The organism is Streptomyces sp. F001 (genome assembly GCF_004187715.1).
GTDB classification, from domain to species: domain Bacteria; phylum Actinomycetota; class Actinomycetes; order Streptomycetales; family Streptomycetaceae; genus Streptomyces; species Streptomyces flavusporus.
This window is the reverse complement of the sequence record NZ_QZWF01000011.1, coordinates 40472-53975: the sequence shown is the minus strand read 5'-3', so window position 1 is coordinate 53975 and position 13504 is coordinate 40472. Positions and strand designations below refer to the sequence as shown.

Annotated in this window: 11 protein-coding genes; 10 read left to right on the top strand and 1 reads right to left on the bottom strand. The window is 71.9% G+C overall.

From position 1 onward, the window contains the following. The first annotated feature begins 44 nt into the window (after window positions 1-44). The 3 genes from StrepF001_RS30330 (at window position 45) to StrepF001_RS30320 (ending at window position 3258) form a co-directional block, all read left to right on the top strand. Complete coding sequence (locus StrepF001_RS30330) at window positions 45-1301, top strand: histidine kinase (RefSeq protein WP_129801400.1); 1257 nt, start codon at window positions 45-47, stop codon at window positions 1299-1301. Between the two features lie 111 nt (window positions 1302-1412). Continuing rightward, a complete protein-coding gene (locus tag StrepF001_RS30325) occupies window positions 1413-2525 on the top strand; it encodes a hypothetical protein (RefSeq protein WP_240797748.1) in 1113 nt (370 codons plus the stop codon). A gap of 52 nt (window positions 2526-2577) precedes the next feature. Next, the gene (locus StrepF001_RS30320; RefSeq protein ID WP_129801399.1) at window positions 2578-3258 is read left to right on the top strand and encodes a response regulator transcription factor; all 681 of its coding nucleotides are present in this window, start codon (window positions 2578-2580) and stop codon (window positions 3256-3258) included. A 34-nt stretch (window positions 3259-3292) separates the two neighbouring features. On the opposite strand, the gene StrepF001_RS30315 is transcribed toward StrepF001_RS30320, so the two are convergent. Continuing rightward, complete coding sequence (locus StrepF001_RS30315) at window positions 3293-4315, bottom strand: Gfo/Idh/MocA family oxidoreductase (RefSeq protein WP_129801398.1); 1023 nt, start codon at window positions 4313-4315, stop codon at window positions 3293-3295. A gap of 117 nt (window positions 4316-4432) precedes the next feature. Between StrepF001_RS30315 and StrepF001_RS30310 the strand changes: the two genes are divergently transcribed. The 7 genes from StrepF001_RS30310 to StrepF001_RS30280 all read left to right on the top strand — a co-directional run bounded on the left by StrepF001_RS30310 (window position 4433) and on the right by StrepF001_RS30280 (window position 13029). Beyond that, window positions 4433-5182 (top strand): GntR family transcriptional regulator, encoded by a 750-nt coding sequence (locus StrepF001_RS30310; protein ID WP_129801523.1) that lies wholly within the window; start codon window positions 4433-4435, stop codon window positions 5180-5182. 169 nt (window positions 5183-5351) lie between these two features. After that, on the top strand, window positions 5352-6356 hold the full coding sequence (locus tag StrepF001_RS30305) for a sugar ABC transporter substrate-binding protein (RefSeq protein WP_129801397.1): 1005 nt from the start codon (window positions 5352-5354) through the stop codon (window positions 6354-6356). Next, a complete protein-coding gene (locus StrepF001_RS30300; protein ID WP_129801396.1) occupies window positions 6353-7381 on the top strand; it encodes an ABC transporter permease in 1029 nt (342 codons plus the stop codon). Before StrepF001_RS30305 ends, StrepF001_RS30300 begins: the two co-directional genes overlap by 4 nt. Then, window positions 7378-8169, top strand: a complete 792-nt coding sequence (locus StrepF001_RS30295) for an ATP-binding cassette domain-containing protein (RefSeq protein WP_129801395.1) — start codon at window positions 7378-7380, stop codon at window positions 8167-8169. The genes StrepF001_RS30300 and StrepF001_RS30295 overlap by 4 nt, the downstream gene beginning before the upstream one ends. Before the next feature lie 116 nt (window positions 8170-8285). Then, entirely contained in the window at window positions 8286-9467 is a 1182-nt protein-coding gene (locus StrepF001_RS30290) for an ROK family glucokinase (RefSeq protein WP_129801394.1), read from the top strand. Continuing rightward, the gene (locus StrepF001_RS30285; protein WP_129801393.1) at window positions 9464-10057 is read left to right on the top strand and encodes a sugar kinase; all 594 of its coding nucleotides are present in this window, start codon (window positions 9464-9466) and stop codon (window positions 10055-10057) included. Before StrepF001_RS30290 ends, StrepF001_RS30285 begins: the two co-directional genes overlap by 4 nt. A gap of 98 nt (window positions 10058-10155) precedes the next feature. Continuing rightward, entirely contained in the window at window positions 10156-13029 is a 2874-nt protein-coding gene (locus StrepF001_RS30280; protein ID WP_129801392.1) for a DEAD/DEAH box helicase, read from the top strand. Window positions 13030-13504: the final 475 nt, after the last annotated feature.

The window sequence follows — 13504 nt, the reverse complement described above, 5'->3', positions numbered from 1 at the left end:
GATCCGGCCTGCGGGGAGGTGCCGCGGTCCGTCCCTGCGTAGATTTGTCGACCGTGAAAGACGACGGGATCCTGCAGCCTCCGTCGGCGTTCGAGGGACGCCGGTGGTTGTTCCCGTCCGCCCTGGTCCACGCCCTCGATCCGGACGCCGGACGGCCCGGACGCCGGCCCCGGCGCACGCTGCGTGACTGGCTCGTCGACTTCAGCCTCTTCCTGGTGGCCGTCGTCTTCGGTCTGGCGGCAGCGGACTCCATGACCCCCGAGAACACCCCGCAGACCCTTCTCGTAGTCGACCAGTGGGTCGGGGCCCTGGCCTGCGCCGCGGTGTGGCTGCGCCGTCGTTGGCCGGTCGGGCTCGCCCTCGCGATGATCCCCGTCGGCTTCCTCTCGAACACCGCGGGCGGCGCCGGCCTGGTCGCCTTCTTCACCCTCGCCGTGCACCGGCCCTTCCGGTACGTGGGCTGGATCGGCGGCATCTCCATGGCGCTGGTCCCGCTCTTCTTCTGGCTGCGCCCGGAACCGACCCTGCCGTACGTCGCGGCAGTCGCGTTCACCGTCCTGCTCGGCGCCAACGTCATCGGCTGGGGCATGCTCGTCCGGTCCAAACGCCAGCTCATGCTCAGCCTGCGCGACCGCGCCCAGCGGGCCGAGACGGAGGCGCGGCTGCGTGCCGAGCAGGCCCAGCAGCTCGCCCGCGAGGCGATCGCCCGGGAGATGCACGATGTGCTCGCCCACCGGCTGACCCTGCTCAGCGTGCACGCCGGAGCGCTGGAGTTCCGGCCCGACGCACCCCGCGAAGAGGTGGCGCGGGCGGCCGGTGTCATCCGGGAGAGCGCGCACGAGGCCCTGCAGGACCTGCGGGAGATCATCGGCGTCCTGCGGGCGGGCGAGCCCGACGAGGCGGGTCGCCCCCAGCCGACGCTCGCCGCCCTCGACGCGCTGGTCGCCGAGTCCCGCGAGGCCGGCACGAAGGTCACCCTCCTCATGCGGGTCACGGAGCCGGCGGCCGTCCCTGCATCCGTCGGCCGCACCGCCTACCGCATCGCCCAGGAGGGCCTGACCAACGCCCGCAAGCACGCCCCCGGCACCGAGGTCACCGTGTCCGTGACGGGCGCGCCGGGCGAGGGCCTCACCGTCTGCGTACGCAACCCGGCCCCCGAGGGGGAGGTCCCGCCCGTCCCCGGCTCCGGACAGGGCCTGATCGGCCTGACCGAACGCGCCACGCTGGCCGGTGGCCGCCTGGAGCACGGGCCGCGCGAGGACGGCGGCTTCGGGGTGCGGGCGTGGCTGCCCTGGGGGTGAGCCGAGCTCTGCCCATGTCTCTTCGGTGCGCAGCAAGTTGACTTGTGTGACGCGATGGGCTGACGTATGTCCAGCCGTCAGCAGCACACGCACCGGAAGGAAAACAGCACAGTGAGTTTCGGGGGACCCAACCCGTACCAGCCGCAGTGGCCACCGAACGGCGGACCGTATCCGCCGCCCCCGAACCAGGGACCCTACGTCCCGCCCCCGAACCCGGGACCGTATCCGCCGCCGTACGTCCCGCCGCAGCCCGGTCAGCCGCCGTACAATCCCTACGCTCCGCACCCGCCGGGCTTCCCGCCGCACCCGCAGCCGTACGTCCCGCCGCGCCGCAACGACTCCCTCTGGTCGCTGCTGGTCGGTCTGCGGGGCGCCGAATGGCCGCCCCTGCGTGAGTTGTTGCGGGCCGGGCGGACTCGGATCCACGGCTGTGTGTGGGCGCTTCTGGTGTTCCCGTGCAGCTGGTTCGCGATCGTGCCCCTCATGGTGGGCTACTCCTTCGCCCGCTCGGCCCGCATCCGGGCGCACCGGCTCTTCCCGGTGCGCGGTCACCGGCACTTCGACGATCCCCATGTGTGGCGCATCCAGAAGGCGCGGGCCTGGACCGCGGCCGTCATGTCCCTTCTGCTGCTTGCCGTGTACGGAAAACCGGAGGACATCAGTGAGGCCCAGCAGCAGTACATGATGCGGCTGGCCGTCACCCCGCCGCTGCTGCTGGTGAGCGCCCCCGTGGTCATCGCCCTGCTGTTCCGCATGGCGTCGGCGGCGGCGCGGGCCCAGATGCGACCGCGGCTGCGCGCGGCGGGGCGGTCGGCGCTGTGGTACGTCGGCGCTGTGACAGGGGTGCCGCTGTGCCTGGTGGGGATCTCTCTGACCGCGAACGAGTCGGACATCCCCGGCGGTGCCTGGTACGGCTCGCCCTGGGTCGTACTGGCGGTCTTCCTGCCGTTCGTCTGGCTGCTGTTCTTCCTCGGCTTCGCCACCGGCCCCGCGATCCGCAGCGGGTTCAACGCCGCCGCGGTGCACCCCGCCCTGCCCGCCCTGCTCACCGGCACCCTGGTGTGGGAGTTCGCCGCGATCAGCATGCTCGCGGGCGGACTGCCCCCCGGCCCGCCCGTGATCCAGATCCTCGCCCTGTTCGGCGGCCCGGCCTCGGTCACCGCCGTGGCCTGGTGGGAGATCCGGCGACTGCGCGCCCTGCACGGCGTGACCCTGAGGCGCTGAGACCTGCACCGCTGCGCGGTACCCCTTGCGCGACCGTGATTACGTATGGCCCATGACTGCGATCAGACTGCTCCTCGTCGACGACGATCCACTGGTGCGGGCGGGACTGTCCTTCATGATGGGGGGTGCGGACGACATCGAGATCGTCGGCGAGGCTGCCGACGGCGGCGAGGTCGAGGCGCTCGTCGACCGCACCCGCCCAGATGTCGTCCTGATGGACATCCGGATGCCGACGGTGGACGGCCTCACCGCCACCGAGCGGTTGCACGGACGCGAGGACGCCCCGCAGGTCGTGGTCCTGACCACCTTTCACGCCGACGACCAGGTGCTGCGGGCGCTGCGCGCGGGCGCGGCCGGATTCGTCCTCAAGGACACCCTGCCCGCCGAGATACTCGACGCCGTGCGCAGGGTCGCCGCCGGGGACCCCGTCCTGTCGCCCACCGTCACCCGTCAGTTGATGGAGCACGCGGTCGGCACCGCCGCCGACAACCGCCGCACCCGCGCGCGGGAGCGCATCGCGGCCCTCAACGAGCGCGAGCGGGAGGTCGCCGTCGCGGTCGGCCGGGGTCTGGCCAATGCCGGGATCGCCGCGGAACTCTTCATGAGCGTCGCCACGGTCAAGACCCACGTCTCCCGCATCCTCGCCAAGCTCGACCTGAACAACCGGGTGCAGATCGCCCTGCTGGCATACGACGCGGGACTCGTCGGGGACGGCGATCAGGACGGGCGGTAGGCGTGCCGGCCTGATGCCCCCACCCCGCGTCCGTTCACCTCAGCACCGGCTCGGCCCCGCCCGGGATCTCCGCGAGCCGGACGGGTCTGTGCTCCCGGCGCGACAGTTCGCAGGCCTCGGCGATCCTGAGCGCCTGCAACGCCTCGCGCCCGTCGCAGGGGTTGGCCCGCTCGCCCCGCACCACCTCCACGAACGCGCACAGTTCGGCCTCGTAGGCGGGGCCGAACCGCTCCAGGAAGGTGGTCCACGGCTTGCTGGCGGCCGGTGGCCCGGTCGGCTCGGTCGACGCGATCGGCGTACGGTCGTCCAGCCCGACCACGACCTGGTCCAGCTCCCCGGCGAGCTCCATGCGCACGTCGTAGCCCGCGCCGTTCAGCCGTGTCGCGGTGGCCGTGGTCAGCGTGCCGTCGTCGAGGGTGAGGAGCACGGCCGCCGTGTCGACGTCGCCCGCCTCGCGGAACACCGGGGGACCGGCGTCGGACCCGGCGGCGTACACGTCGACGACCTCGTGCCCGGTCACCCAGCGCACCATGTCGAAGTCATGGATCAACGTGTCCCGGAAGAGCCCCCCGGACAGCGGCAGATACGCGACCGGCGGCGGCTCCTGGTCGGAGGTCAGCGCCCGTACGGTGTGCAGCCGCCCGAGCCGGCCCGAGCGGACCGCCTCGCGCGCGCCCGTGTAGCCCGCGTCGAAGCGGCGCTGGAAGCCCATCTGGAGGATCGTTCCGGCGGCCTCGACCTCGGCGATCGCATGCAGGGAGCCGGGCAGGTCGAGCGCGATCGGCTTCTCGCAGAACACCGGCAGCCCCGAGCGTGCCGCCCGGCCGATCAGATCGGCGTGGGCCGATGTCGCCGTCGTGATCACCACGGCGTCCACACCCCACCGGAAGATCTCGTCCACGCCCGGCGCGGCCGTCTCCCCGAGCCGGTGCGCCAGCTCCTGCGCCCGCGCGGGGTCCACGTCCGTGAGGATCAAGGAGCCCACGTCCCGGTGGCGGCTGAGCGTGTTCGCATGAATGGTGCCGATGCGGCCCGTCCCGATGACCCCGATGCGCATGGAAACAAAGTGGGGTCGCACCCACCGCACTGTCAATGCTTATGTCCGGACAATCGGACTACACAACTTCCCGTCATCCCGTCACGGAGCTACGCTCGGCCCGTGCCGAAACCAGATGTGGACCCGACCGTACAGCTCGACCTCAGCGTGGACCGGAGTTCCCCGGTGCCGCTGTACTTCCAGCTGTCCCAGCAGCTCGAGGCCGCGATCGAGCGGGGAACGCTCACCCCCGGCAGCCTGCTGGGCAACGAGATCGAGCTCGCCGCCCGGCTCGGCCTGTCCCGCCCCACCGTCCGCCAGGCCATCCAGTCCCTGGTCGACAAGGGCCTGCTCGTGCGCCGCCGCGGTGTCGGCACCCAGGTCGTGCACAGCCAGGTCAAGCGGCCGCTGGAGCTCAGCAGCCTCTACGACGACCTGGAGGCGGCCGGGCAGCGCCCGGCGACCAGGGTCCTGGTCAACACCGTCGTCCCGGCGTCGGCCGAGGTGGCGGCAGCGCTCGGGGTCGGTGAGGACAGCGAGGTGCACCGGGTGGAACGGCTGCGGCTGGCGCACGGGGAGCCGATGGCGTACCTGTGCAACTTCCTGCCGCCCGGCCTGATCGAACTGGACACCGCACAACTGGAGGCCACCGGCCTGTACCGGCTGATGCGTGCCGCCGGGATCACCCTGCACAGCGCCCGGCAGTCCATCGGCGCCCGCGCCGCCACCGCCGCCGAGGCCGAACGGCTCGGCGAGAGCGAGGGTGCCCCGCTGCTGACCATGCAGCGCACGACCTTCGACGACACCGGCCGGGCCGTCGAGTACGGCACGCACACCTACCGTCCGACCCGCTACTCCTTCGAGTTCCAGCTGCTCGTACGGCCCTGACGACCCCGCGCGGAGCCGGCCCCGTTCGTCGCAATGTCCGGACAAGGCGACCGACTCGCGCTCCCCGGTCACGAGACACACGATCCCCGTGTTCATACTGGGGCGTTTGGGGTCGGCGGGATGACCGGCCCCTTGCGTACCTGAAACACAGCAAGAAGGGCACGGCCTCGTGGCACGGTTTCGGACCTGGGTAGGCATCGCGGTGGCAGGGGTGCTGTGCGCCTCCCTCGCGGGTTGCAGCAGCACCGGCGGCAAACGCGCCGAGGACGCCCGCAAGGCCGCGGCCGCCCAGGGCAAGGCAGCGGTGAACACGCCCCGCTGGACCTTCGCCATGATCACTCACTCGGGCGACGGCGACACCTTCTGGGACATCGTCCAGAGCGGCGCCGAGCAGGCCGCCGTCAAGGACAACATCAACTTCCTGTACTCCCACGACGACGAGGCCCAGCAGCAGGCGCAGCTCGTGGACGCGGCCGTCGACAAGGGCGTCGACGGCATCATCGTCACCCTCGCCAAGCCCGATGCGATGAAGGCCGCCGTCGCCCGCGCCGTCAAGGCCGGCATCCCGGTGATCACCGTGAACTCCGGCTCCGCGGAGTCCAAGGAGTTCGGCGCCCTCACCCACATCGGCCAGGACGAGACGATCGCGGGCCAGGCCGTCGGCGAGGAGCTGAACGAGCGCGGGAAGAAGAAGGCGGTCTGCGTCCTGCACGAGCAGGGCAACGTCGGCCACGAGCAGCGCTGCGCCGGCGTGCAGGAGACCTTCGACGGCACCGTGCAGAACCTCTACGTCACCGGTACCAACATGCCCGACGCGCAGTCCGCCCTCGAGGCCAAGCTGCAGTCCGACACCGCGGTCGACGCCGTCGTCACTCTCGGCGCCCCGTACGCCGACACCGCCGTCAAGGCAAGGGAGAGCGCCGGCAGCGACGCCGAGATCGACACCTTCGACCTCAACGCCAAGGTGGCCGCCGCACTGAAGGGCGGCACCCTCGGCTTCGCGGTCGACCAGCAGCCCTACCTGCAGGGCTATCAGGCGGTCGACCTGCTGTGGCTGTACAAGTACAACGCCGACGTCCTCGGCGGCGGCAAGCCCGTGCTCACCGGCCCGCAGATCATCACCAAGGACCAGGCGGGCGCGCTCGCGGAGTACACCGAGCGGGGCACCCGATGAGCGCGATCACTGACGAAAGGATTCTGCACGCCTCACCGCTGCGTAAGCTGCTCGGCCGCCCGGAACTGGGCTCGGTCGTCGGCGCGATCGCGGTCTTCCTCTTCTTCGCGGTCGCCGCCGACAGCTTTCTGAAGGCATCCAGCCTGAGCACCGTCCTCTACGCGTCCTCCACGATCGGCATCATGGCCGTCCCGGTCGCCCTGCTGATGATCGGCGGCGAGTTCGACCTGTCCGCGGGCGTCCTCGTGACGTCCTCGGCGCTGGTCTCGTCGATGTTCAGCTACCAGATGACGGCGAACGTCTGGGCCGGCGTCGGCGTCTCCCTGCTGGTCACGCTCGCGATCGGCGCCTTCAACGGCTTCATGCTCACCCGTACCAAGCTGCCGAGCTTCATCATCACGCTCGGCACCTTCCTGATGCTGACCGGCATGAACCTCGGCTTCACCAAGCTGATCTCCGACACCGTCTCCACCAAGACGATCGCCGACATGGAGGGCTTCCCCACCGCCCACGACGTCTTCGCCTCGACCCTGACCGTCGGCGGCGTCGACTTCAAGATCACCATCCTGTGGTGGTTCGCCCTGATCGCCCTCGCCAGCTGGATCCTGCTGCGTACCCGCGCCGGCAACTGGATCTTCGCGGTCGGCGGCAACCAGGACGCGGCCCGCGCGGTCGGCGTCCCGGTCGCCAGGACCAAGATCGGCCTCTACATGGGTGTCGCCTTCGGCGCCTGGATCTCCGGCCAGCACCTGCTCTTCTCCTACGACGTCGTCCAGTCCGGCGAGGGCGTGGGCAACGAGCTGATCTACATCATCGCCGCCGTCATCGGCGGCTGCCTGATCACCGGCGGCTACGGCAGCGCGGTCGGCTCGGCGGTCGGCGCGTTCATCTTCGGCATGACCAGCAAGGGCATCGTCTTCGCCGAGTGGAACCCCGACTGGTTCAAGTTCTTCCTCGGAGCGATGCTGCTCCTCGCGACCCTGCTCAACGCCTGGGTCCGCAAGCGCGCGGAGGCCACCAAGTGACTAAAACCCCTCGGCGTACGGCGCTCGTGGAGCTGTCCGACGTCAGCAAGCACTACGGCAACGTCCGCGCCCTCGAAGGTGTCTCCCTGGAGGTCCATGCCGGGGAGATCACCTGCGTCCTCGGCGACAACGGGGCGGGCAAGTCGACCCTGATCAAGATCATCGCCGGTCTGCACCAGCACGACGGCGGCACCTTGCGCATCGACGGCGAGGAGACTCGCCTCGCCTCCCCCCGGGAGGCCCTGGACCGCGGTATCGCCACGGTCTACCAGGACCTGGCCGTCGTCCCTTTGATGCCGGTCTGGCGGAACTTCTTCCTGGGCTCCGAACCCCGCAAGGGCACCGGCCCCTTCAAGCGCATGGACGTCGACCTCATGCGCCGCACCACCCACTCCGAACTCCTGCGCATGGGCATCGACCTGCGCGATGTGGACCAGCCGATCGGCACCCTCTCGGGCGGCGAGCGCCAATGCGTGGCCATCGCCCGGGCGGTGCACTTCGGCGCCAAGGTCCTCGTCCTGGACGAGCCGACGGCGGCACTGGGCGTGAAGCAGTCAGGGGTGGTTCTGAAGTATGTGGCGGCGGCCAGGGACCAGGGGCTGGGTGTTGTGTTGATCACCCACAACCCGCATCACGCCTATCTGGTCGGCGACCGTTTCGTGCTGCTGAAGCGCGGCAGCATGGTGGCGAACCACACACGTGACTCGGTGACATTGGACGAGCTGACACGCCAGATGGCAGGCGGAAACGACCTGGACGATCTACGCCATGAACTGCAGCGCACCTGAGGGGCGCGGGGAACTGCGCGACCAGCCACAATGACCCGCAGACGGCGTACGTCATGAACCACCCCATGCCGCCCCTGTTCGGCACCCGGCGTGAGCGTGCGGCAGAATCGGCGGCGATGAGCACCTACCGTGACCTCCCGATCTCCCGGGCGCTGAGTTCCGCCCGCGCAGGCGGCGCCCCCATCGGCTCCCGCCGCGCCCCAGTGCTGCGCACGGTCGGTACCCGGGAACGCCGCTCCCACCTGACGGCACCCCGGGTGCCGACGGTGGGCATCGACATCGGCGGCACAAAGGTGATGGCCGGAGTCGTCGACGCCGACGGCAACATCCTGGAGAAGCTCCGCACGGAGACCCCGGACAAGTCCAAGAGCCCGAAGGTCGTCGAGGACACCATCGTCGAACTGGTCCTGGACCTGTCCGACCGCCACGACGTGCACGCGGTCGGCATCGGCGCGGCCGGCTGGGTCGACGCCGACCGCAACCGCGTCCTGTTCGCCCCCCACCTGTCCTGGCGCAACGAACCCCTGCGGGACCGCCTCGCCGGCCGGCTGTCCGTCCCGGTCCTGGTGGACAACGACGCCAACACCGCCGCCTGGGCCGAGTGGCGCTTCGGCGCCGGCCGCGGCGAGGACCACCTGGTGATGATCACGCTGGGTACCGGCATCGGCGGCGCGATCCTGGAGGACGGCCAGGTCAAGCGGGGCAAGTTCGGTGTCGCGGGCGAGTTCGGGCACATGCAGGTGGTGCCCGGCGGCCACCGCTGCCCGTGCGGCAACCGCGGCTGCTGGGAGCAGTACAGCTCCGGGAACGCGCTGGTCCGGGAGGCCAGGGAACTGGCCGCCGCCGACTCGCCGGTGGCGTACGGAATCATCGAGCACGTCAAGGGCAACGTCGCGGACATCACCGGCCCGATGATCACCGAGCTGGCCCGCGAGGGCGACGCGATGTGCATCGAGCTGCTTCAGGACATAGGGCAGTGGCTCGGCGTCGGCATCGCCAACCTGGCGGCCGCCCTGGATCCGTCCTGCTTCGTGATCGGGGGCGGCGTCAGCGCGGCCGACGACCTGCTGATCGGCCCCGCCCGGGACGCCTTCCGACGTCATCTCACCGGCCGCGGCTACCGCCCCGAGGCCCGTATCACCCGCGCCCAGCTCGGCCCCGAGGCCGGCATGGTCGGCGCCGCCGACCTCGCCCGGCTGGTCGCCCGCCGCTTCCGCCGCGCCAAGCGCCGCCGGGTGGAGCGGTACGAGCGCTACGAGCGGTACGCGGAGGCCCGCCGTACCGGGGAGTGGACGTGACCGGTTCGCTGCCCCAGCAGGGCGGTCCCGCGGACGAGCCGGATGTCCGGGCCGAGGACCGTGCTCACGTGATCCGCCGGAGAGCGTTCACCCTGCTCATCATCGTGCTGCTCATCGGCATCCCGGCCGGCTACCTGGTGATCTCCGCCAACCAGAGCCGCAGCAGCGGCAAGGAGAAGGAGGAGAAGTACTCGGCCCGGGGCCTGACCGAGGGCTGGCCGTCCAAGGTGCAGCGCCGCCTCTACCAGGTGCCGATACCGCATCCGGCCAACCAGGTGGCGTGGTACGAGACGAACAACTGGCGGACCAGCCGCCTCTACGTGCAGTTCCAGACCACGCATGCCGGACTGGACGCCTTCCTGAAGGAGATCGGTGTCAGCCGTGGGCAGCTGAACAAGGGCAGCATCACCATCGGTGCCCGCGACCGGAACGCCACCGGCTGGAAGTTCGCCGGCCCCGGCGCCCGGCCCGGCACCTACTGGGGCCTGGTCCACGAGCAGAAGGACCCCAGGCCGACGCAGCAAGTGGTCGTGAACACGGGCAACCCGACCTACCCGATGGTGTACGTCGTCTCCCGCGTGGTTCCCTGACCGCGCCCGGCTGCGCGCCGCCGGCCGCCGGGGCCGATTGTCAGATCCCGCCCGTAGAGTCGAAGACGTCTGATCCGGCGAGCGGGCGGGAGGTGACCATGCGTACGGGCGAGCAGACCGGGGCGGACCGGCGGGCGGACGGTTCTGCCGTGCCTGTGGGACCAGCAGCCGTCTTCCTCCCGGCACCACTTCCGCGCGCGGGCCGGGTCGCCTTCTGGGATCCGCAGGACGGTTCGCCGGCCTTCCCTGCTCCCGCAGCGGCACCCTCATGGGGTGCCGAGCGCATGGACCTGACCGTCGTACGACCCCATGGTGCCGGCGTGCGCCGCAGGCAGACGCCGGCACTGACCCTGCCGGTCGGCGAGGCCCTGCCGCTGCTCGTGCGCGCGCGGCACGACCCCGCCGCCCACCCCGCCACGGCCTGCTGGGGCGCGGCCGCCCTGCACGCGCTGCGGCTCGCCGCCCGCGGCCGCCTGCTGCCCGGCCTGACGCCCACCGGCCACGACGCCTGGCGGGCCGGCCCCCTCGACCCCGATGACATCGCCCACCTGCGCGCGGTGGCCGCCGCCCTGCCGTACGAGGGCCATGCGGTGCCCCTGCCCGGCCCGGGCCCGCTTCTGCTGCCCGAGCCGGAAGCCCTGATGCGCTCCTTCCTGGACGCGGTCGCCGACACCCTGCCCCGCACCCCGGCCGCCGCGCACGCCTGCGGCAGGCCCTTCGCGGCGCAGAAACCGCAGCACCTGCCCGCCGCGCACGACTGGGCCGCCGAGGTCGCCGCCGGGATGGACGCGGGTGTGCGGATCTCGCTCCGCCTGGACCTGTCGGCGCACGACCTGTTCGACGTGGGGGAGAGCGACGACCGGGTGCGCCGGGCGGGGGCCGCGATCGTGCAGGTGCACAGCCTCGCCGACCCCACACTCGTCGTCGACGCGGCCGCGCTGTGGGCGGGCGACACGGACGCCGAGTTCGGTCCCCGCGCGCGGGTGGACGCCGCGCTCGCCATCCGCCGGGCGGCCCGCGTCTGGCCCCCGCTGGACCGGCTCGCCGAGCAGGACGTGCCCGACGTGCTCGCCCTGTCCGAGCCGGAGCTCGGCGACCTGCTGGGCGCGGCGGCCGGCCGGCTCGCGGCGGCCGGGGTCGCCGTGCACTGGCCCCGCGACCTGGCCAGGGACCTCACAGCGGCCGCGGTGGTACGGCCCGCGCCGGGCTCGGCGACCGACGGCACCGGCTTCTTCGAGAGCGAGGAACTGCTCCAGTTCCGCTGGCAGATGGCGCTCGGCGGCGAGCCGCTCACCGAGTCCGAGATGGACGCGCTGGCCGAGGCCCACCGTCCCGTCGTACGGCTGCGGGACCAGTGGGTGCTCGTCGACCCGGCCCTGGTCCGCAAGGCCCGCAAGCGCGAACTGGGCCTGCTCGACCCGGTCGACGCGCTGTCCGTCGCCCTCACCGGCACCGCGGAGGTCGACGGCGAGCAGGTCGAGGCGGTGCCGGTCGGCGCACTCGCGGCGCTGCGGGAGCGGCTGACCGCCGGCGTACGGCCCGCCGAACCACCCGTCGGCCTCCGGGCGACCCTGCGTGACTACCAACTCCGGGGCCTGGCCTGGCTCGACCTCATGACCTCCCTCGGCCTCGGCGGCTGCCTCGCCGACGACATGGGACTGGGCAAGACGGTCACCGTCATCGCCCTCCACCTCAAGCGGGCCCGCACCGAACCGACCCTCGTGGTCTGCCCGGCCTCCCTGCTCGGCAACTGGCAGCGGGAGATCCACCGGTTCGCCCCCGGAGTTCCCGTCCGCCGCCACCACGGCGCCGAGCGCACCCTGGACGACCTCGACGGCGGATTCGTCCTCACCACGTACGCCACGATGCGATCGGCCGCCCCGACACTGGCACAGCAGAAGTGGGGCATGGTCGTCGCGGACGAGGCACAGCATGTCAAGAACCCCTACTCGGCGACGGCGAAGGCCCTGCGCACCATCCCGACGCCCGCGCGCGTGGCCCTGACCGGCACACCGGTGGAGAACAACCTCTCCGAGCTGTGGGCGCTGCTGGACTGGACGACCCCAGGCCTCCTCGGCCCCCTGAAGTCCTTCCGCGCCCGGCACGCGCGCGCCGTCGAGAACGGCGAGGACGAGGAGGCGGTGACCAGACTGGCCCGCCTCGTCCGGCCCTTCCTGCTGCGCCGCAAGAAGTCCGACCCCGGCATCGTCCCCGAGCTGCCGCCCAAGACGGAGACCGACCACCCCGTCCCGCTCACCCGCGAACAGGCCGCGCTGTACGAGGCGGTGGTGCGGGAGTCCCTGCTGGCCATCGAGACGGCTCAGGGCATGGCGCGCCGCGGGCTGGTGCTGAAGCTGCTGACCTCGCTGAAGCAGATCTGCAACCACCCGGCGCTGTATCTGAAGGAGGAGCACGGGCCGGGCGGCGGCGACCGGCTCGCCGCCCGCTCCGGCAAACTCGCCCTGCTGGACGAACTGTTGGACACACTCCTCGCCGAGGACGGCTCGGCGCTCGTCTTCACGCAGTACGTCGGCATGGCCCGACTGATCAGCACCCACCTGGCCGCCCGCGCCGTCCCGGTGGACCTCCTGCACGGCGGCACGCCGGTCCCGGAACGCGAACGCATGGTGGACCGCTTCCAGAGCGGCGCCACACCGGTCCTGGTGCTGTCCCTGAAGGCCGCCGGCACGGGCCTGAACCTGACCCGCGCGGGCCACGTCGTCCACTTCGACCGCTGGTGGAACCCGGCAGTCGAGGAACAGGCCACCGACCGCGCCTACCGCATCGGCCAGACCCAGCCCGTCCAGGTCCACCGTCTCATCACCGAGGGCACGGTCGAGGACCGCATCGCCCAGATGCTGGAGTCCAAGCGGGCCCTTGCCGACGCGATCCTCGGCTCCGGCGAGTCCGCCCTCACCGAACTGACGGACCGTGAGCTGTCCGACCTGGTGTCGTTGCGGAGGGCATCGTGACGGGCGCGAGCGAAGAACACCCGACGGTCCCGAACGGTCCCGCCGCGCCGGACGCCGCCATCCCGACCGACCGCACGCCACAGCCACGCCCCGCCGACGCGGCCCGCCGGGCCCTGCGGGCCGCGCGGGAACAGGGGAGCCGGGATCCCGAGGAGGCCGCCGACCGGTCCACGGACGAGCCACCGGCCCCGCCGCCGGACCGGCCTCCCGCGGCAAAGGACTCCGCGGCTCGAACGCCCAGGCCCGGCGACGCAGCCCGCGCGGCACTACGCCGGGCGGCATCGACGCGACGCGGTGAGGGCGAAGCCGAGGGCGCGGCGGAGGACGTCGAGCCGGCCGACCGGACGAACGCCCGCCCCGCAGACGCCGCGCGTGACGCACTCCGTGCAGCCCTGCGCGAGCGCGCGGCGGCCTCGGAGACGGAGCCGGGCACGGACCCCGCCGGTGGTTCGGGGTTGGGTGCTCGTCCTGACGT

Coding starts and splice junctions, on each gene's coding strand:
- StrepF001_RS30320 (WP_129801399.1), top strand. CDS start 2,578: ATGACTGCGATCAGACTGCTCCTCGTCGACGACGATCCACTGGTGCGG.
- StrepF001_RS30315 (WP_129801398.1), bottom strand. CDS start 4,315: ATGCGCATCGGGGTCATCGGGACGGGCCGCATCGGCACCATTCATGCG.
- StrepF001_RS30300 (WP_129801396.1), top strand. CDS start 6,353: ATGAGCGCGATCACTGACGAAAGGATTCTGCACGCCTCACCGCTGCGT.
- StrepF001_RS30290 (WP_129801394.1), top strand. CDS start 8,286: ATGAGCACCTACCGTGACCTCCCGATCTCCCGGGCGCTGAGTTCCGCC.
- StrepF001_RS30280 (WP_129801392.1), top strand. CDS start 10,156: ATGCGTACGGGCGAGCAGACCGGGGCGGACCGGCGGGCGGACGGTTCT.